The sequence below is a fragment of the Alteromonas sp. 38 genome (genome assembly GCF_902506055.1).
Lineage (GTDB): Bacteria > Pseudomonadota > Gammaproteobacteria > Enterobacterales > Alteromonadaceae > Alteromonas > Alteromonas lipotrueae.
The window spans coordinates 4,434,915-4,453,393 of record NZ_LR733300.1 but is presented as its reverse complement, the minus strand read 5'-3'; the positions used below and the strand labels follow the sequence as shown (position 1 = coordinate 4,453,393).

19 protein-coding genes are annotated in these 18,479 nt (G+C 43.9%); 13 read left to right on the top strand and 6 right to left on the bottom strand.

Going from position 1 to position 18,479, the window contains the following annotated elements; genetic code table 11:
• Positions 1–49: 49 nt before the first annotated feature.
• The 4 genes from glmU (at position 50) to FLAVO9R_RS19200 (ending at position 4,983) form a co-directional block, all read left to right on the top strand.
• Positions 50–1,408 carry a bifunctional UDP-N-acetylglucosamine diphosphorylase/glucosamine-1-phosphate N-acetyltransferase GlmU gene (gene glmU / locus FLAVO9R_RS19215; protein WP_159533953.1) on the top strand — a complete coding sequence of 453 codons (1,359 nt, stop codon included), beginning with the start codon at positions 50–52 and terminating at the stop codon, positions 1,406–1,408.
• A gap of 272 nt (positions 1,409–1,680) precedes the next feature.
• A complete protein-coding gene (locus FLAVO9R_RS19210) occupies positions 1,681–2,460 on the top strand; it encodes a DeoR/GlpR family DNA-binding transcription regulator (RefSeq protein WP_159533951.1) in 780 nt (259 codons plus the stop codon).
• A 2-nt stretch (positions 2,461–2,462) separates the two neighbouring features.
• Entirely contained in the window at positions 2,463–4,295 is a 1,833-nt protein-coding gene (gene glmS / locus FLAVO9R_RS19205; protein ID WP_159533949.1) for a glutamine--fructose-6-phosphate transaminase (isomerizing), read from the top strand.
• A 28-nt stretch (positions 4,296–4,323) separates the two neighbouring features.
• Positions 4,324–4,983: a hypothetical protein gene (locus FLAVO9R_RS19200; protein WP_159533947.1), complete on the top strand. Its 660-nt coding sequence runs from the start codon at positions 4,324–4,326 to the stop codon at positions 4,981–4,983.
• Positions 4,984–5,020: 37 nt separating this feature from the next.
• Here FLAVO9R_RS19200 and FLAVO9R_RS19195 read toward each other — a convergent pair whose 3' ends face one another.
• Complete coding sequence (locus FLAVO9R_RS19195) at positions 5,021–5,701, bottom strand: spermidine synthase (protein WP_159533945.1); 681 nt, start codon at positions 5,699–5,701, stop codon at positions 5,021–5,023.
• A 183-nt stretch (positions 5,702–5,884) separates the two neighbouring features.
• Positions 5,885–7,390: a S10 family peptidase gene (locus FLAVO9R_RS19190; RefSeq protein WP_232370706.1), complete on the bottom strand. Its 1,506-nt coding sequence runs from the start codon at positions 7,388–7,390 to the stop codon at positions 5,885–5,887.
• A gap of 386 nt (positions 7,391–7,776) precedes the next feature.
• Here FLAVO9R_RS19190 and FLAVO9R_RS19185 point away from each other — a divergent pair, with 386 nt between their 5' ends.
• The 4 genes from FLAVO9R_RS19185 to FLAVO9R_RS19170 all read left to right on the top strand — a co-directional run bounded on the left by FLAVO9R_RS19185 (position 7,777) and on the right by FLAVO9R_RS19170 (position 9,594).
• A complete protein-coding gene (locus FLAVO9R_RS19185) occupies positions 7,777–7,995 on the top strand; it encodes a hypothetical protein (RefSeq protein ID WP_159533941.1) in 219 nt (72 codons plus the stop codon).
• Positions 7,992–8,414: an RNA polymerase-binding protein DksA gene (dksA, locus tag FLAVO9R_RS19180; RefSeq protein ID WP_159533939.1), complete on the top strand. Its 423-nt coding sequence runs from the start codon at positions 7,992–7,994 to the stop codon at positions 8,412–8,414. Before FLAVO9R_RS19185 ends, dksA begins: the two co-directional genes overlap by 4 nt.
• Before the next feature lie 99 nt (positions 8,415–8,513).
• Complete coding sequence (locus FLAVO9R_RS19175; RefSeq protein ID WP_159533937.1) at positions 8,514–9,134, top strand: ZrgA family zinc uptake protein; 621 nt, start codon at positions 8,514–8,516, stop codon at positions 9,132–9,134.
• Positions 9,135–9,174: 40 nt separating this feature from the next.
• On the top strand, positions 9,175–9,594 hold the full coding sequence (locus tag FLAVO9R_RS19170; protein WP_159533935.1) for a MerC domain-containing protein: 420 nt from the start codon (positions 9,175–9,177) through the stop codon (positions 9,592–9,594).
• Between the two features lie 250 nt (positions 9,595–9,844).
• Here the strand turns inward: FLAVO9R_RS19170 and FLAVO9R_RS19165 are convergent, their stop codons facing one another.
• The 3 genes from FLAVO9R_RS19165 to FLAVO9R_RS19155 are packed head-to-tail and all read right to left on the bottom strand — an operon-like array spanning position 9,845 to position 11,663.
• Positions 9,845–10,600 (bottom strand): DUF3299 domain-containing protein, encoded by a 756-nt coding sequence (locus FLAVO9R_RS19165; RefSeq protein WP_159533933.1) that lies wholly within the window; start codon positions 10,598–10,600, stop codon positions 9,845–9,847.
• A gap of 16 nt (positions 10,601–10,616) precedes the next feature.
• Positions 10,617–11,072, bottom strand: coding sequence for a hypothetical protein (locus FLAVO9R_RS19160; RefSeq protein WP_159533931.1), 456 nt, complete (start codon positions 11,070–11,072; stop codon positions 10,617–10,619).
• A gap of 3 nt (positions 11,073–11,075) precedes the next feature.
• On the bottom strand, positions 11,076–11,663 hold the full coding sequence (locus FLAVO9R_RS19155; RefSeq protein ID WP_159533929.1) for a DUF3299 domain-containing protein: 588 nt from the start codon (positions 11,661–11,663) through the stop codon (positions 11,076–11,078).
• 203 nt (positions 11,664–11,866) lie between these two features.
• Between FLAVO9R_RS19155 and FLAVO9R_RS19150 the strand changes: the two genes are divergently transcribed.
• The 4 genes from FLAVO9R_RS19150 to FLAVO9R_RS19135 all read left to right on the top strand — a co-directional run bounded on the left by FLAVO9R_RS19150 (position 11,867) and on the right by FLAVO9R_RS19135 (position 16,414).
• The gene (locus FLAVO9R_RS19150; protein WP_159533927.1) at positions 11,867–12,610 is read left to right on the top strand and encodes an ABC transporter ATP-binding protein; all 744 of its coding nucleotides are present in this window, start codon (positions 11,867–11,869) and stop codon (positions 12,608–12,610) included.
• Positions 12,610–13,845 carry an ABC transporter permease gene (locus tag FLAVO9R_RS19145; RefSeq protein WP_159533925.1) on the top strand — a complete coding sequence of 412 codons (1,236 nt, stop codon included), beginning with the start codon at positions 12,610–12,612 and terminating at the stop codon, positions 13,843–13,845. The genes FLAVO9R_RS19150 and FLAVO9R_RS19145 overlap by 1 nt, the downstream gene beginning before the upstream one ends.
• A 143-nt stretch (positions 13,846–13,988) precedes the next feature.
• Positions 13,989–15,326 carry a serine hydrolase domain-containing protein gene (locus FLAVO9R_RS19140; protein WP_159533923.1) on the top strand — a complete coding sequence of 446 codons (1,338 nt, stop codon included), beginning with the start codon at positions 13,989–13,991 and terminating at the stop codon, positions 15,324–15,326.
• 95 nt (positions 15,327–15,421) lie between these two features.
• Positions 15,422–16,414, top strand: a complete 993-nt coding sequence (locus FLAVO9R_RS19135) for an LLM class flavin-dependent oxidoreductase (protein WP_159533921.1) — start codon at positions 15,422–15,424, stop codon at positions 16,412–16,414.
• 111 nt (positions 16,415–16,525) lie between these two features.
• Here FLAVO9R_RS19135 and FLAVO9R_RS19130 read toward each other — a convergent pair whose 3' ends face one another.
• On the bottom strand, positions 16,526–17,041 hold the full coding sequence (locus tag FLAVO9R_RS19130; protein WP_201299285.1) for a cupin domain-containing protein: 516 nt from the start codon (positions 17,039–17,041) through the stop codon (positions 16,526–16,528).
• A gap of 407 nt (positions 17,042–17,448) precedes the next feature.
• Here FLAVO9R_RS19130 and FLAVO9R_RS19125 point away from each other — a divergent pair, with 407 nt between their 5' ends.
• The gene (locus FLAVO9R_RS19125; protein WP_159533916.1) at positions 17,449–18,471 is read left to right on the top strand and encodes an ABC transporter substrate-binding protein; all 1,023 of its coding nucleotides are present in this window, start codon (positions 17,449–17,451) and stop codon (positions 18,469–18,471) included.
• Positions 18,472–18,479: the final 8 nt, after the last annotated feature.

Sequence of the window (18,479 nt, the reverse complement as noted above, 5' to 3'; positions counted from 1 at the left end):
AGATACACTAGGCAAAAGTTCGTATTATCGATTTTCGTAAAGGAATAGCATGGCATTTTCAGTGGTAGTTTTAGCCGCAGGCAAAGGCACGCGCATGAAGTCTTCGTTACCAAAGGTACTTCACAAAGTGGGCGGAGTGCCCATGGTGCAGCGTATTATCAACACCGTTCAAGCCCTAGAGGCTGATAGTATTCATTTAGTTTATGGTCATGGAGGCGACAAGCTAAAGGCCACATTAACAGGCGAAAACTTAAACTGGTGTTTGCAAGAAGAGCAGTTAGGCACGGGTCATGCGGTGCAGCAAGCCGCGCCGCACATTAGCGATGATGAAGATGTGCTTGTACTAGTTGGCGACGCCCCTCTTATACGTCAAGAAACCTTGGCCAAGCTAAAAGCCGTGAAAGCTGAGTGTGATTTAGCCCTGCTTACCGTTGAATTAGACGACCCAACAGGTATGGGCCGAATTATTCGTAAAGACGACAACATTACCGCCATTGTTGAGCACAAAGATGCCACCGATGCGCAAAAGCAAATTTGTGAAATCAATACCGGCATGATGATGATGGCCGGAAGCGATTTAAAACGTTGGTTGGGTGCGCTAAGCAATAGCAACGCACAAGGTGAGTATTACCTTACTGATGTCATTGAAATGGCGGCTAATGAAGGCAAGCGTATTCAATCGGCACAACCACAAGAAGTGGTTGAGGTTGAAGGGGTAAATAACCGCATTCAATTGGCGCATCTAGAGCGTGCGCTACAACTTCGCCAAGCGAACGAATTAATGACCAATGGCGTGGCATTGGCCGACCCTCAACGTTTCGACCTAAGAGGCACACTAACCACGGGGCAGGACGTAAGCATTGATATTAATGCGGTGGTAGAAGGTAACGTTATTTTAGGCAATAACGTAACGATTGGGCCGAACTGCGTTTTGAGAAATTGTGAAATTGCCGACAACGCAGTCATTGAGGCAAATTCTATTATCGAAGAAGCCATCGTAGGTGAAAGCTGCACGGTAGGGCCATTTGGTCGCTTGCGCCCTGGCGCGGTTATGCATGCAAAATCTAAAGTCGGTAACTTCGTTGAAATGAAGAAAACCGTGCTAGGTGAAGGTGCGAAGGTTAATCACCTTACTTACCTAGGTGATGCGGAAGTGGGCGCTAATGCCAATATTGGTGCTGGCACTATTACTTGTAACTATGACGGCGTGAATAAATCTAAAACCGTTATAGGTCAGAATGCCTTCGTGGGCTCTAATTCTTCGTTAGTGGCTCCCGTAACGATTGGTGACAATGCCACGGTAGGTGCTGGCTCAGTCATTACCACCGAAGTAGAGAGTGCGGCATTAGCAGTAGCACGAGGCAAGCAGCGTAATATTGCTAACTGGCCCCGCCCGACTAAAAAATAGCGAGTATGTAATAGCTTTAGAGCTTTTTACCGCTTAATGGAAGGGCAACTAAGGTTGTCCTTTTTTGTGCCCGCTTGTTTCTACCCTCGTTCGTCGCTTTATAATAATTGTGCAAAAAACTTGCGAAATAAAGTCGAATAGCTTACATTTCTTTCACTTTGTAAATTATAGCTTTCGTTTTGAAAGTAATGATATAGAAGTAATGTAGAAATAGTTTAGAAATGGTGTAGAGAAAACACTGTGGTTTTCGTCATATCGGGGTTGGGTTGAGTGTGAAAACAAGTCGTTCTGTAGATCAGCGCCGCGCTGGCATTATTAAATGGGTAAATACTCACGGCTACGCGCAAGTTGAATTCCTCGCGGCCCAGTTCAGTACATCTGAAGTGACTATCCGAAAAGATTTAGCCGCCTTGGCAGACCAAAAAAAGCTTATTCGTCAATTTGGCGGTGCCGCGCCATTATCTGCTTCTCAAGGTGAAACCAATGTAGTGAATTTACCTTCATCGATAAAACAGAATATAGGTAAGCTTGCTGCTAGTCGCATTCAACAAGGCTCAAAAATAGTATTAGATTGCGGCAGTACCATCGCTGCGCTTTTACCTTGCCTTCGTGACATACCCAATCTGGTAGTGATGACCAATGCCTTAGATGCAGCGAGTCAGCTGACCAAAAGCAATAACGAACCGACTATTTTAATGACAGGTGGTACCTGGGACTCGGCATCTCGTTCATTCCAAGGTGCAATGGCCGAACAATTAGTATCGGCATATAGTTTTGATATGGCGTTTATTGGCGCGGCGGGTATTGATGTAAGTCGCGGAACTACTACCTTTAATGAATTAACCGGGCTTACTCGTGCCATGGCACGTGCTGCCCATGAAGTTGTTGTAATGGCAACGTCAAATAAGCTTTCGAACAAAATGCCCAATTTAGAATTGGGCTGGGAAAATATCTCTACCCTTGTGACTGATAATGGCATTAGTGACGAGGATAAATATCTAATTGAACAACAAGGCGTAACGGTGCTGGTCGCTGCGCAAAACGGAGAGTAATTATGTGTGGAATTGTCGGTGCTGTTGGCGAGCGTAATGTTGTTGAAATTCTATTAGAAGGCTTAAAGCGACTTGAATATCGTGGTTACGACTCTTCAGGCGTGGCCTTGTTGCAGCAAGATGGCACACTAAATCGCATAAGAAGTACCGGTAAGGTACAAGAGCTCGTCGATATTATTGCTAACGATGAAGCGTTAGGGACGACCGGTATTGCGCATACCCGTTGGGCCACCCACGGCGGTGTTACTGTAGCCAATGCCCACCCTCATTTCTCTAGCGACCGCGTTGCGGTAGTGCACAATGGTATTATTGAAAACTACCAAACCCTACGCGAACAGCTTTCAGCAAAAGGCTATGTATTTAGCAGCGACACTGACACCGAAACCATCGCCCACACGGTTCATGAAGCATTAGATGCTGGCAAAGACTTATTAGAAGCGGTTCAGACCTCCGTTAAAACATTCCACGGCGCTTACGGTACTGTTGTTATCGACAAAGAAGATGTGGGCCGTATGGTAGTAGCGCGCTCTGGTAGCCCGTTAGTAATTGGTTTAGGGTTAGGCGAAAACTTTGTTGCGTCTGATCAAATGGCACTGTTACCAGTTACACGCCGTTTTATATTTTTAGAAGAAGGTGATGTTGCCGATATTACTCGCCGCACCATTGCTATTTATGACAAAGACGGTAATGCAGTTGAACGTGAAATTATTGAATCTAACGTTGAACACGACGCCGGCGATAAAGGCGCTTACCGTCATTATATGCTCAAAGAAATTCACGAGCAGCCAGTGGTTGTGCGCAATACGTTAAAAGACAGACTAACCGAAAATGGATTAGCGGCAGATGTGTTTGGAAACGGTGCCGATGATATTTTTAGTAAAATTAAACATGTGCAAATTGTAGCCTGTGGTACCAGCTATCATTCCGGTATGACCGCCCGCTACTGGTTAGAACAATACGCCAATGTGTCGTGCAATATCGAAATTGCCTCTGAGTTTCGTTACCGTAAATCGGTAGTGCACCCAAACAGCCTGCTTATTACTATTTCTCAGTCGGGAGAAACAGCCGATACTTTAGCGGCACTACGTTTAGCCAAAGAAATTGGGTATAGCGCAAGTTTAGCTATTTGTAACGTACCGGGTTCTTCGTTGGTACGCGAGTCAGACTTAGCGTTTATGACCCGTGCAGGCGCCGAAATTGGCGTGGCATCAACCAAAGCCTTCACTACCCAGCTAGCTGCATTCTTAATGCTCACCTTAGCGTTAGGTGAGAAAAACGGTATGGCTGAAAGTGATAGTAAAGACATCATCAGCGCACTTCAAAGCTTGCCCGCCAAGCTAGAAGAAACCCTAACCATTACCCAAGGTATTGAAGATTTAGCCGAAGAATTTGCCGATAAACAACACAGCTTATTCTTAGGCCGTGGCGATCAATACCCTATTGCCATGGAAGGCGCGCTTAAGCTAAAAGAGATTTCGTATATTCACGCAGAAGCCTATGCTTCAGGTGAATTAAAGCACGGCCCATTGGCACTTATCGATGATGAAATGCCGGTTATTGTGGTTGCGCCTAATAACGAATTGCTAGAAAAGCTTAAATCGAATGTGGAAGAAGTACGCGCTCGTGGTGGCATCATGTATGTGTTCGCCGATAAAGACGCCGCGTTCAAAGGTGACGACACCATGCGTGTAATCAATGTACCGCACTGCGAAGCACCTATTGCCCCTATCATTTATACCTTGCCGTTACAGTTGTTGTCGTACTACGTAGCGTTAATTAAAGGTACGGATGTTGACCAACCTCGTAACTTGGCGAAGTCGGTAACCGTGGAGTAGTTCTCTATAAGCGGCTGAGGAGTCTCTTTTGTTGTACCATATTTTAGGTACCGTGAGCGCAGCCGCTTTTTTGCTGACGTGGTACGGGTTAGCAAAGCAAATCACTAATATAGAGACGCTTCGTAAAAGTCATTTGCCTGCTACTCAAAGCTTGTCGGTAAACCAGTTTGCCTCAAGCTTTTTTGCGTTTTATGCCAATTTTATTTTCGGTATTGCGATAGAGCCGCTTAGTCATTATCTCGTCTGGACTCGCTTTGGTGCGCTCCTTCTGATATTGGCAATCCTTTATCAGATTTGGCGAGACAGGCGGTCAATCTCAACTGGTTTTATCGTCAGTTTGTGTGCCGTTGGTGTGGTGATTGGGCTCTGTTCTATAGGCTTTCGTCCTTACCCCAATCTGGCCAAACTTGGGGCTAACAGCCTAATGTTGGTAGTAACAGTGCTACTTATGCAGGGCACACTGCACCAAATAATGGTGTTAAGACGCAGTCGCGTTATCGGTGCGCTGTCGCCAACCTTATTTCGCAGTATTCTAATTAAAGATGTCACTACACTCGCGTTCGCGTTTACGATGCCTATTGCCGTCGCTTGGCCACTTATTCTTCTTAATGGGGCCAGTGTACTCACTCGCGGTAGTTTGTTAATTCAAATGAAAAAAATAAAAAATAATGAGGTCAGCGTTAATTAAACCTAAAATCGCTCTGACCTTTTAACCCCAATTTTTGTTAACCGGCTTTTCTAGCCAAGAATATGGTGTGCTTACTTCCTTTACCCTTGCGGGCTCTGGCAATACGAGTACTCACTACGTAGCCTACGTTTTTTAGGCGAACAGAAAACAAGTAATCAGGCCCAGCAGACCATATGGCTAGCATGCCATTGGGTTTTAGCACTTCATAAATATCTTCTAAGCCGTCGATTGAATAAATCCAATTATTGTCAGAATGGGTTAACCCTTCAGGGCCATTGTCTACATCAAGTAATATGGCGTCGTAGGTAGGTGTTTTAGTATTTAAAAGGTGTTTTACATCACCTACTTTAACATTCGTTCTAGGGTCTTGAAGTGGGTTTTTAGCGCAATTACCTAGTGGGCCTTTGTTCCATTCCACCACCTCAGGAATTAACTCTGCCACCGTTACTTGTGAACTAGGCGTCACTGCTTTTAGCGCAGCTGCAAGGGTGTACCCCATTCCTAAACCGCCTACCAAAACGTGCGCATTAGGTGTGGATTTAAGATGCTCGCAGCCCATTTGAGACAGCTCTTTTTCTGAGTTGTATACACGGCTATTCATCAACTCGCCACGAATACCGGATAGGCGAATACTGAATTCTTCATCTCGCTGAGAAAACGTTAATTCACCACCGTTATTTGGAATTTGAGCTGTACCTAATTTAACCCATGGAACCATGTGAAGGCTTTTCCTTTTGACCGCAATTTGTTGCTTGAACTGAATCTAGGCGCGCAGGATAGCACATTTGCCGAGCATTGATGGAGTTAGCGCCTTTAAAGGCGCAAAGTGAAAATTGAGTAAATAGGGTCAGTGTTAATTAACCTTAAAAGTACACTGACCCCATATTCTTTTTATCGCCTTTTATCGGCGATACATCGCGGGTTCACCCTTTTTAGGTGTGCTGTTATTGATAAACTCACGTAAGTCTTGATTAGACTGTTTTAAATCGTCTCGTCGCAAGTACATCATATGCCCGCTTCTATAGCCTTTAAAGCTTAAACGGTCTTGCAAAATGCCGCTTTGATCAAGCTGCCACATAGTATATTTGGCATCAAAATAGTTGGTGGCGCCGTCGTAGTAACCTGCTTGAATCATCACATTCAAGTATGGGTTTTGTGCCATGGCAAGACGCAGGTTTTCGCCAGATTTATTGCCACTTCTGTCCCACGGGTGAACATCGCCAAACATATTATATTTGGTGTCAGTTTTGTAATTTAACTCTTCTCTCAAGTAGTAATTAATGGCGGGAGTAAACGAATGCAGCCATGAAGTAAGCTCTGCCCAGTAATCTGGTCTATCGCCGCTTTGCTTGGCATCTATACCTAAATAGCGGCTATCTAATCGGCCGAGTGTTTTACCTTCATCACGCAGTAGCGATTTCCAAAAATAGGCGGTGCTGACATCAAGGTTGTTTTGTGAAATCGCGTCTTCTGATAACCCCGAATAGCGCGCCATTTTTTTTAGTACAACTCGTTTTTCCTCAGCACCAATAAAGCCACCTTTTGCTAGCGCTGGAATAAGCGTGTTGATGGTGAAATCTTCCACTTCAGGAAGCAGTTCAGTTAAATCTTTATTTTGGAGTTCACGGTCTAACTTTTTGTGATACCAAGCAGTAGCGGCAAAATAAGGTAGGCGATTCGCGGCTTTTACTGGGCCATTGCGTTCAATACCAATATCGGTAGGTGATACTAATATTACGCCATTTAAATACATCCACTGGCGGTTTTGTAATTCAAGGGCTAAACCCGAAACTCGAGTAGTACCATAGCTCTCACCAATGAGGTATTTAGGCGAACGCCAGCGATTATGGCGAGTGACAAAGGTATTTACCCAATCTGCCAGGTAACTGATATCAGCGTTGACGCCAAAAAACATGCTCTTCTGTGCGTCCTTTGAAGGCATTTCACCTTCTTCATTCTCAAGTACGCGGCTGTACCCAGTATTAACGGGGTTAACAAATACGATGTCTGCTACATCTAATATTGAATATGGGTTGGTTTGCACGCCGTACGGCTGTAAGGGGTAGCCTTCATCATCAATATTTAAAATTCGAGGGCCTGTATAGGCCACGTGCATCCATACTGATGCTGAACCGGGGCCACCATTAAAAGAGATAACAAGCGGGCGAGACTCATTGTCTTTTATATCAGTGCGCTGATAGTAGGTGTAAAACAAGGTGGCGACCGCGTCATCCTTGCTATTCCACACCGGTTGCGTACCTGTTGTAGCGCTGTATTTCACGCGCTTACCTAATATTTTGGTTTCATGCTCGGTTACTACACTACTATCGATATCGATGGTGCGTTTATGTGTTTCTTCTGCTGCATTAGCGGTAATAGCGAACAATGCCACTAAAACAAACCACATAGCTTTGCTTTTGATTATTGAATTTATTGAGTTCATCGCGTTTTCTTTTCGTTGTTATTCATTTAATAAATGCCACGTACCTCACTATACCTTGCCGCAGAGGTATAGTGATATTTGCACGACAAAATAGCTAATATTTCCGACTTATACCTATGAGCCTTCCAGCTGAATAGAAAGTGATGGCATAAGCGAGTGTAGCTAGGAAAGGCGCGACATCCCAAATACTCGCGCTAAGAAACTCAGCACTAAACTGAGCGAGAAGCTAATTTGCACATTCTATCGATGTGATGTTATAACATAGTCAGTGCGGATTGATAAATAGTAAGGCTCTATTAAATGGACCCTTTGAAATCATATTCTTAGTTTACTGTTAATAAGGTAATCGAATGAAAACGCCAATCATTCCATCAAATTACGGGCAATGGGAACATTGCATTATAGAAGAGTGTGGTATTCCACTGACGGTATCTTTTGTCGATGAGCGCATCGCAGCAATGAGCGATGTGAAGAATGAGTACACACGACATTTTTTGAATTGCTACGGTAAAAATCATTACGACAATACGATGCGTTGGTTGATGCAAGCGAAGGAAACATTGTCATGAATCAGATAGTCGATATGCAACAGCTTTTAGATGCCCCTACAGAAGAATATATGAACGAGGCCCAGCTTGATTTCTTCAAAACGCTACTTACCGATTTAAAGAGGAAAACAATGTTGCATATAGAGGAAATGAAGGTTCAATTAAGTGATCCTCCTGAGATAAATGATGATGTAGATCGAGCGCAATACGAGGAGGATTCGCGCATCGGTTTGCGCATTATGGATAGAGAAAGAAAGCTCATACGTAAAATAGACAAATCACTGAAGCGTATTTCAGATGGTGACTTTGGTTATTGCAAAGAGACGGGTGAACCTATTGGCATACCTCGGCTTTTGATTAGACCAATTTCAGAATATTGTGCAGACGTTAAACAAGTTAATGAAGGAAAAGAGCGCCATTTTCAACGAGAGCGAAAGTAACTTAAAAGGCCATTTATGGATGGCCTTTGTTTATTTTAAAAGCGCTAAGCGTTAGTGTTCACACGTTATGTAGATCAAAATTTATAAAAAGGTATATTCATGAAAAAGCCCTATTTAGCGGTCTCTTTACTCTTTTTTTCTAGTGTAGGGTTTGCAGTAAATGCACAGCAGCATGTGCACGGGCAAGGCGAGCTTTTAGTTTCTCAAGAGGGCAGCATGCTTCACCTTCAGCTTGTATTACCTGCCGCAGATGCCCTTGGTTTTGAGCACGAGCCTGAAACGACCGAGCAACTAAGTAGTCAAAATTTGCTTGCCGAAAGGTTCACCTTAAATACCAACGTGATAGATGTGGAGGGTAAATGCGAGTTAGTGGGTGTTGAGCACACATTAGAAGCGCATGATGACCATCATAAGAGCGACCATGAAGATGCTCACGAAGCGCACTCGGGTGATCACGACGAGGCGCACGAGAGCGAGCATGCTTTGCACAAAGAACATGACGAACATGACGAACATGACGAACATGAAGGGCACGAAGAAGAAAAGCATCAAAATATTGAAGTTGAATATCAATTTCACTGTGATGATGCGGTGTCTGGCATTACCGTTACCCTATTTGAATCAATGCCATCGCTAAGTGCTATTCAAGCTCAGTGGATCACTGAACGTGGACAAGGTCTTTCTGAGTTATCTGCCCGTCAGCCAACGTTACGTTGGTAAGCTAAGAATCTGGTAGGTTAAAAATAAGGAACCATACTGAATGAATTTTCAAAAAATAAGCGATAAAACTGCCATAGCACTGTCTATGCTATGCGTGGTGCACTGCTTATTATTGCCTGTTTTATTACTTCTTCTCCCACCGCTAGCGGGTGTATTAGCTTTAGATGACGAGTTGTTTCATAAAACGTTGCTTTTCTTCGTTGTGCCAATCAGTGTTATTGCTCTCATGATGGGGTACTTTTATCACCGAAATCACACCATGCTTTTGGTGGGTGGTGTAGGGCTATCATTGCTTATTTTAGCCGTAGTGTTAGGACACGACGTGTTGGGTGAATACGGCGAAGTGGCGTTAACGGTTATAGGGTCTAGCTTTATTGCATTTAGTCATATTCGAAACCTAAGACTACGCCGTCAAACAGATAATGAAACCGATTACCCGCACATCATCACACATAAATAACGGCGTACAGGAAGGGTGTGTATTACAACAAGTAAGCTTGAAAAATTAAGTGCTATTCCAACCAATATTATCAGTGGTTTTTTAGGTGTGGGAGCAGCAATTAGTTGCATGTCAGCTAGATGAAAACTAAATGCACTCTGCAATAAATGTTTACTGAATGCTCACTAAATTCCCTTTAAATGCTTAGGAGAATAGCTAACGCAAACCTGTCAGCGTTTGTGAAAAATAGCATCTATTGTTCTTGATAAACCTAGTGAGCACGAAAGTCATCGGGCTGACCATGGTAAGCCTCAATGTCGTATACGTTAAGGATATACGCTGAGGTTCCAAGGGGGTCTTCAAACATACCCTGTTCTAAAATACCCGTTAACGTAAATGCGTCGGCTAAATTGTGATGGGCAAATCCATCGGGCAGTTGTACAAAAATAATTTGATTGGGTGGTGGAGGGGGAAAGTGAATACAAGCGCCGTAGTAAGGCACCACGAAAAAGCTTTGTAGTGTGCGATCTTCATTCACTTCTATCGGTACAATAAAGCCGGAAATAGAAATCGCTTTGCCTAAAATGGTGTGTACTATATTGGTGGAGTGAAGGGCTGAAATGTAATTTTCATCGCTACTGGCTTGAATAGATAACAGCAGTTGATTCGTTATAGACTGGACGGTGCCGATTTGGGTAGGCGATAAGTCACTTGTGTCGTTCCCTGATTGATATTGACGTAAGGTGGCTGCTTCTTGTTCTGGCAGTAAGTCTTGCCAACCTAAGCGCATTACACCTTTTTGTTCAACTTCTTGGCTGAATAAGGCCTGTAACTGAGGGTTGCTGGTCTGATAAAGTGCTTCGCTAGTGTATAACTGATGTTTTATGCTGGGCCAATATAGTTGAACTAGCCTAGTGAATACACTACCAGCCACTAAGAAAACGAAAAGAAGTAGTACTATCTTCAATGGTTTGCGCTTAGCGATAACTGCAGCCGGCTCGTTTTCTTTAGCAGCGACTTTACTCACTCCCTTATCCACTTTTTTATGCTGAGCGTAGTTCAATTTTCTGACTCAGTGAAAAAGGCTTCCCGTCACTTAACCCATTTATTTGGATGGAAATGTGCGATTGGCCTGGGCGCTTTACCGTAAACGTTAAGTTATAAACGCCAGCGTCTTGTTCCAGTAACACAGCGCTATTTCCCACTATTTCTACGCCATCGCTACCTATAAAACTAACGTTTACATCACGATAGCGTAGCGGTATCACGTAAGATATTTTCGCTGTGGCGGCTTCATCAACAACAACGTCCACCTGTTTAGCGTGTTTAACCGACAGGGTTTGGAAAGCCGACACCTGATAATGTTGCTGAGCAAGGGGGTGTAACCGATTAAAGCCAAAGCCCAAATTACCACCGCCATGCAGGCCGCAAGCATGTGGGGCAGAAACCACTGTCAAAGAGGCTAGCAGGGCAGATAATAGTTTATTAAATCGTGTCATCAATTATCCCTCGTATGGTTTCACATTGACGTGATCTAAACGGTACGCCGCGGTGCCCATCGCATTTTCAGTGGTGTCGATAGCCAAGGTGCCTTCGAACCAGAAAGGATCGTACAAACTTTCTAGTTCAACACCTTGCTCAATACTCACATATATAATCTGATTCGGGGGCGGTGGAGGCATATGAATGCATGCACCGAAGTAAGGTACGATAAAAAATTCTGTGACCATTTGCGATTCGCTGCTTTCAAGAGGAACAATAAAGCCAGGAATACGGATAGGCTTATTCTCAAAGGTTTTAACGACTTGCGTTGATGTCAGCGCTTGCTGAAAGCGGTTGGTAGCTTCGTTATCAAACTCTTGATTACCAAAGGCTTCCACAGAATCTTCTTGAGAGCCGTCTTCAATAGCGGCTAAATAATCTGGTGGATTTAGCAGCGCAGCTAAATCTTCTTCAGGCATTAACTGTGTCCATTCCACCTCTTGGTAGTCAGATGCTTCGATATCTTCAGCATATGTTGTAGGATAAAAAAGCATGCCTGCTATCGCGACAAAAATACCAATGCGGGCGCGTAAGAAGAGGTCCATCATTTTATTTAGCCAAGAATTATTATAACAATTAGTGTAAAACGTTATAACATAACATGGTTAAGTTGTATATTGGAAGTCTGGCTGAGCGTACTCCTACAGCAAAGTAGGCTTAGTTTGGCTTGCATGGCGGCCTAATAGAATTAGAGTCAGCGACATCCACTTTTACGCAAGCATCGCGTAACGCATAAAGGAGATGATTCACATTGTCAGCAGCACCAGAGCAACCATTGAAAAATGAAGCACACTCCAAAAACACAGCGCCTAACCAAGGCAATGCTTTTGCGCTTAATGACGTTAAATATCATTATGCAGATTCAAACAGCAGTGGGCTGCATATACCTACGTGGAAGGTGAATTACGGTGATCGTGTTTTCCTACATGGTCATTCAGGCTCTGGCAAAACCACCTTGCTTAATTTGTTAGCAGGGGTGCTAACGCCACAAAGCGGCGAGTTATCGTTACTCGGCAAGCCATTTTCCGCCTTGTCAGCCAGGCAGCGCGATAAGTTTCGCGCGCAGCATATTGGCGTGGTATTTCAGCAATTCAATTTGATTCCCTACCTAAGCGTGCTTAAAAATATTGAGCTGGCCACATATTTCGCAAAAGCTGGCAAAACCAATGTGGCCGATGCGGCCGAAGCGTTGCTGATAGGGCTTAAATTGCCTGCTACTATTCTTCAGCAACCCGCTAATACGCTAAGTGTAGGCCAACAGCAGCGGGTAGCCATTGCCCGTGCGTTAATCAATAAACCAGAAATATTGCTTGTAGATGAACCCACGTCTGCCTTGGATGCTGCCGCACGAGACGCCTTTATGACCATTCTTATCGATATGTGTAAGCAGCACAACACGACACTGATATTTGTAAGTCACGATATGTATTTGAAAAAGTTTTTTGAAACCAGTGTAGAAATGTCCTCTCTAAAACAGCCAGCGGAGAGCATGTAATGTTAGTGTCGTTAGCGTGGAGTAGCTTAGGTAGTCGCAAAAAATCAGTGATATTAACGTTTCTTTCGTTGCTGATTAGTATCAGTGTATTGCTAAGCGTTGAGCACATTCGCCAGCAGGCAAAAGAGAGCTTTAACCGTACGATTTCAGATGTCGACCTTATCGTTGGCGCCCCAAGCGGTCAGCTCAATCTTTTATTGTATTCAGTGTTCAGGATGGGAAGCCCCACCAGTAACATCAACTATGCAAGCTATGAAGCACTGCAAGAAAGTAAATTAGTAGAGTGGGCAATTCCTATCTCTTTAGGAGATTCTCATCGCGGCTTTCGGGTAATGGGGACGAACGACAACTATTTTCAGCATTTCAAGTTTGGTAACAAGCAAGCGCTCAGTTTTCAAAACGGTAATGCCTTCGCGAGCTTATTTGAAGCGGTGATAGGCGCTGATGTGGCCAAAGAGCTGGGTTATAAAGTGGGAGACAGTGTGGTGATTTCTCATGGTATTGGTAACACCAGTTTTACCAATCATGACAATACCCCTTTCACTATCACCGGCATACTTTCAGCCACTGGCACGCCGGTAGATAAAACTGTGCATGTAAGCTTAAACGCGATTGAAGCTATTCATTTATCGGCGTCAAAGCAAAGCCAATTGCTCAACGATGCAACCTCGGTAAATACCACGCCAGACAGCGTAACAGCGGTAATGCTTGGGTTAACCTCAAAGTTTGCAACGTTTAAACTTCAGCGCGATATCAACAACTACAAAACAGATAGGCTTATGGCCATACTGCCTGGCGTGGCGCTAACCGAGCTTTGGCAAATGATGGGTACGGTAGAAAACCTACTGCGAGTGATTAGCATTTTAGTGCTTATATCTTCATTGTTTGGTTTATCGACTATGTTGTTAGCCTCTATGCAGCAGCGTAAAAACGAAATTGCCGTATTGCGAGTATTAGGTGCAGGCCCAGGCGTTATCTTTACCTTGGTATTAGTAGAAGCGTTAATCTTAGTATTGTTAGCGATTGTGGCGGCGATTGGGTTGCTTAGCGCAGCGTTAACCTTATCGAGTGATTGGCTTGCGTCTCAGTATGGTCTATTTTTAAGTGCGAATTTGCTTACCCTGGAAACGCTGAAAGTGGTAAGTGTGATTACCTTGGCGGCTATTGTCACTTCGGCAATCCCAGCCTTTGAAGCGTATAAAAACGCACTGCATAGTTCACTTTCTTCGAAGTAGCGGGTGGTACTGTATACTGATGGGTGACTGGTCAGCAACTTAGTTTACAGCGGCGAGCGTAGTCTTCACAAAGCACGCTTACGCGCTTAGTTAAATGGAATGATTTATATTCGCTCATAGCATGAGCCTGCAAGGAGCAAAAAATGAAAAAGTGCTTTAGTTTACTTCTCTTTATCTGCATTTTTAATGTGTCTGCGCAAAGCTTTGATACCGCTAAATTAGATAAGTATCTAGCTGCGCTTGATGAAAATGAAAAGGCAATGTTTAGTTTGGCAGTGGTAGAAGATGGCAAGCCTGTTTACGAAAATTCAATAGGTTATGCCGATTTAGCCACGAAGAAGAAAGCCAATAAACACACTCAGTATCGCATAGGGTCGATTACTAAAGTGTTTACATCTGTAATGATTTTTCAGCTCATCGAGGAGGGGAAACTTTCTTTAGATACTACATTGGCAGGCTTCTATCCCAATATTAAAAATGCCGATAAGATCACAATCTCTATGTTACTTAGCCACCGAAGTGGGATTCATAATTTCACTAACAAACCTGAATTTAGTCAATATATGACGTCACCCAAGTCAAAGGGTGAAATGATAGGAATTATCGAAGCGCTAGAAAGTGACTTTAAGCCAGGCAGCCAAACGCGCTATTCGAACAGCGGATATTTACTGCTGGGCTTCATCATAGAAGATATTACGAAAGCGACTTACGCCCATCAACTAAAACAGCGTATTAGCATGCCATTAAACCTAACGAGAACGATTTATGGTGCGGCTATTGATGTAAAGCGCAATCAAGCTAACTCATATAAACCTATCTCATCGGGTTGGGCTCCTGCAAGCCTCTCCGATATGAGTATCCCCCATGGCGCAGGTGCAATTGTCTCTACGCCCACCGAGGTCGCCTTGTTTCTCTCTGCCCTTTTTTCCGGTGAGCTAGTTTCTGAGGATTCGCTGAACCAAATGAAACAGGTAAATCAAGGTATAGGGCGTGGCTTGTTGCAATTCCCCTTTCACGACAAAAGGGCTTTTGGACACAACGGGCGAATTGACGGTTTTAATTCAGTCGTGGCTTATTTTGCTGACGATAACGTTGTTTTAAGCCTGGTTTCCAATGGGTTAAATTATGCGCTGAACGATATCAATATAGCCGTATTGAGTATTTATTATGGCCTTGATTATGAAATACCTGACTTGACCCAGATGCCAGTGGAGCTTGCGCAAGAATACCTTGTTAACTACGAAGGTGTGTTTATCTCCCCAGACATTCCTCTGAATATCACGTTAAAAGTCGATGATAGTGTGCTAACGGCGAAAGTTACAGGTCAACCGGTACTTGGTCTTACTCCGTATTCAGCCTCGGAATTTCGTTTCACGCCAGCAGGTATTGTTATTGTGTTTGAAAATGCCGGCGGTCTAGTTGACTATACTCGCTTCGAGTTACAACAAGGCGGCGGGAAGTTTAGGTTTACTCGAGAGTAAACCTAATATCGCGTATCTCGAGTGAACCGTGGCAAAGCCTTTCGGCGTATATTGAGTTTGCGATACACTGCAAAAAAATGTTTACGAGGTTAGCCATGTCATTACCCCTTTCACTACTCGATCTTGCCCCTATTTCAGACGGGCAAAGCATAAGCGATGCATTAAGTAACTCGCGAGAGTTAGCTAAGCAAGCTGAGCGTAGTGGATATCAACGTGTGTGGTTGGCAGAACATCACGGTATGCATGGTGTGGCGAGTTCTGCTACCGCCGTTATGTTAGGCAACATTGCCGGCGCTACTAACCACATTCGTGTAGGTGCAGGTGGTGTAATGCTACCAAATCACGCACCATTGGTTATCGCCGAGCAATTCGGTACGTTGGAAACCTTGTACCCAGGTCGCATAGATTTAGGGCTTGGCCGAGCCCCAGGTACCGACATGGCTACCGCAAAAGCATTGCGTCGCAACCTTAGTAGCAACGCGCATGTAGACACCTACCCTGATGACATAAAAGAGCTTCAACATTATTTGGGAGCCCCAGAGCCTGGGCAGAAAATTATCGCGGTGCCGGGTGCCAACACACATATTCCGTTATGGTTGTTGGGTTCAAGTTTATACAGTGCGCAATTGGCTGCATCGGTTGGGTTGCCTTATTCTTTTGCGTCGCACTTTGCACCAGACCAGCTGTTCGATGCCTTGCATGTTTATCGTTCTATGTTTAAACCATCAGCGCAGCAAGAAACGCCTCACGTGATGGCGGGGTTAATGGCGGTTGTAGCCGATACCGATGAAGAAGCTCAGTACTTGTTCACGTCGGTTCAACAGCAGTTTATGAATATGCGGCGCGGGCTGAATAAGCCTTTCGCTAAACCTGTAGATGATTTATCTAATATTTGCAGCGAAGCCGATTACGCTATGCTGTCTCATGTATTGCGTTATGCGTTAGTAGGCTCAAAAGCGACGGTAACCACGCAGTTAGCTAAGTTTGTAGAAGCCACAGAAGTGGATGAGTTAATTGTTTCAATGCCCATTCATAATCTAGAGGCACGACTAAAAAGCGTTGCGCTTTTGGCCGAAGTGAAAATGTAGTCGAAACCAACGTCTAGCAGAGATGCGCCTATCTCTAAATGTGGATATGACACTTTGAATGGAATTAGAAAAGCCTGCTAAGAGCAGGCTTTTTACGTGTAGCAACGGGCATTATTTCTTATTCGCAAGGCGCTCAATAAGCGCTTTATGCTGAGGGAATTTTTCTAACAATTCATGCTGAAAAACTTCAATCATATCTTCAGGCTCCCACCCAGGGGATACCGCTTCGCTCACCAAACCATAGTCGCCATCAGTTAATTCGGCCGCTTTATAAGTGCCACCGGGAACAGCAAGCTGCAACTGCTGGCCGTTGGCAATATCAGGCCCTACTACCACTTTTTCGTAATGGCCATCTGGGTAAATCATATGGTAAGTAATGGGCGAGCCCATATGGTAAAACTCAATGCCATCGGAATACTTAGTATGAAAATGGTCAATACTATTGTCGTTCGTAAGCATATAATAAATAGCGGTCATGGTGGTGCGTTCACCACGCGCCGTTGTTACTTTGTCTCTGTGATCCGCTTTAAAGCTTTGGCGAAAATACCCACCTTCGAAGTGATGAGAGAGGTTGAGTTGTTCAATGACTTGTTCTTTCGTTAACGTCTTCATATTATTGTTCGTCATTTTCTGGTTCCTCATTTCGTTGTTAGCGATAGGCGAAAAGCTTGCCAGGCATAGGCTTAAACCTATACCTAGCGTTGTCATTTTTTTGCTAGAACATATATTTGGGGGAGTACTAGGGATAAGAGATTTTATTCGCCTCATAATATGGTTATTATCCTTGATAGGTTTAGCCGTAACGGGTTAGGCATTTTATATGGCCCTTAAATTATAATGGGCTCCAAATCATAGATGGTTAGTACGCTAGGGCACTTTTTAACGCTTAATCTAGCGCAAACTACCTACAATCACACTGATGGGTGTTTTAAGCCTATATTATACGAACTTCAGCTATGCAGCGAAGTCGATTAACACTATGATATTTCAAACTAATCACCTACTCACAAGCTTAATAGTTGGGCTAAATAAAGATGAAAAAAACGTCACTACTCATTGTGAGTATACTCCTTTGTTTTGTATTTCACGCTCAGGTTAACGCTAAACCACTACGTGTGGTCATAATAGAAACGGGTCCTTTACCGGTAGTGATAAATACAAAAGATGCCTTTATCGATGAACTTACGCTGGTTATGCCCGATCATGAAATAGACGTAGAAATATATAATGCAGAGGGTCTAGAAGAAAAGGCGAGGTCTATTGTGGAAACAATCACCGAGCAAGCAGCGCCGGACCTGTTAGTACCAATTGCTACGCTTGCCACTAGGGCGGTTTACAACTTTTCCGCTGCGGCTGAGATTCCTACTTTATTTATGACAGTGGCAGACCCTGTAAAAGAGGGCATAGTCACTGCGTTTGGCGAACATAGCACGTCAAACATAACCGGTGAATCTCACGTATTAGATGCCAAGGTGAAGTTGGATATGCTTGATGGCTTACTAAAAGCCTCTGCACTGGAGGAACCCATCACTATTGGGCTGGTGCACTCAGAATACCCATCTTCAAAAAGTTCGGTAGAAAGCCTGTTAGCACTCGAGAGTCAGTATGATAACGTGAAGTTTGTGACGGTGAGCACCGCCTATGTTGAAGGCACTTTAGGGTTAGGTGCTATGCGTGCTGGTATAGTGGAAGTGCTTAAAGAAAAAGTAGAAACATCTGGCCTCGATGCTTATTGGCTTTCCACTGGCCCCTTGCTTCAAGCCGACGATCTCATTAATGTTATTTACAAAGAAACTAAACTATTACCGATTTTTGCCGAAAGTATAGAGTCTGTACAGCAAGGTGCGTTACTTGGCGTTGTAGCAGATGAAAAGAGTATCGGTAAATCAGGTGCATTACGCGCCAAGAGGATCTTAAGTGGCGAGAGGGCGAATACCATGGCTGTCACTAGAATGGATAAATACACAATAGGGGTGAATGTATCTACCGCCATAAAGATGCACATTCCTATTCCCTCGACGTATTTAAAGTTATCGAAAGAGCACGTTTATCAATAAAGAGTAGT

What these genes read in the sequence shown, in the direction of transcription:
- FLAVO9R_RS19195 (WP_159533945.1), bottom strand. Translation starts at nt 5,701, where the DNA reads ATGGTTCCATGGGTTAAATTAGGTACAGCTCAAATTCCAAATAACGGT.
- glmS (WP_159533949.1), top strand. Translation starts at nt 2,463, where the DNA reads ATGTGTGGAATTGTCGGTGCTGTTGGCGAGCGTAATGTTGTTGAAATT.
- FLAVO9R_RS19190 (WP_232370706.1), bottom strand. Translation starts at nt 7,390, where the DNA reads ATGTGGTTTGTTTTAGTGGCATTGTTCGCTATTACCGCTAATGCAGCA.
- FLAVO9R_RS19160 (WP_159533931.1), bottom strand. Translation starts at nt 11,072, where the DNA reads ATGACACGATTTAATAAACTATTATCTGCCCTGCTAGCCTCTTTGACA.
- glmU (WP_159533953.1), top strand. Translation starts at nt 50, where the DNA reads ATGGCATTTTCAGTGGTAGTTTTAGCCGCAGGCAAAGGCACGCGCATG.
- FLAVO9R_RS19145 (WP_159533925.1), top strand. Translation starts at nt 12,610, where the DNA reads ATGTTAGTGTCGTTAGCGTGGAGTAGCTTAGGTAGTCGCAAAAAATCA.
- FLAVO9R_RS19170 (WP_159533935.1), top strand. Translation starts at nt 9,175, where the DNA reads ATGAATTTTCAAAAAATAAGCGATAAAACTGCCATAGCACTGTCTATG.
- FLAVO9R_RS19185 (WP_159533941.1), top strand. Translation starts at nt 7,777, where the DNA reads ATGAAAACGCCAATCATTCCATCAAATTACGGGCAATGGGAACATTGC.
- dksA (WP_159533939.1), top strand. Translation starts at nt 7,992, where the DNA reads ATGAATCAGATAGTCGATATGCAACAGCTTTTAGATGCCCCTACAGAA.
- FLAVO9R_RS19130 (WP_201299285.1), bottom strand. Translation starts at nt 17,041, where the DNA reads ATGACGAACAATAATATGAAGACGTTAACGAAAGAACAAGTCATTGAA.
- FLAVO9R_RS19155 (WP_159533929.1), bottom strand. Translation starts at nt 11,663, where the DNA reads ATGATGGACCTCTTCTTACGCGCCCGCATTGGTATTTTTGTCGCGATA.
- FLAVO9R_RS19125 (WP_159533916.1), top strand. Translation starts at nt 17,449, where the DNA reads ATGAAAAAAACGTCACTACTCATTGTGAGTATACTCCTTTGTTTTGTA.
- FLAVO9R_RS19175 (WP_159533937.1), top strand. Translation starts at nt 8,514, where the DNA reads ATGAAAAAGCCCTATTTAGCGGTCTCTTTACTCTTTTTTTCTAGTGTA.
- FLAVO9R_RS19140 (WP_159533923.1), top strand. Translation starts at nt 13,989, where the DNA reads ATGAAAAAGTGCTTTAGTTTACTTCTCTTTATCTGCATTTTTAATGTG.
- FLAVO9R_RS19135 (WP_159533921.1), top strand. Translation starts at nt 15,422, where the DNA reads ATGTCATTACCCCTTTCACTACTCGATCTTGCCCCTATTTCAGACGGG.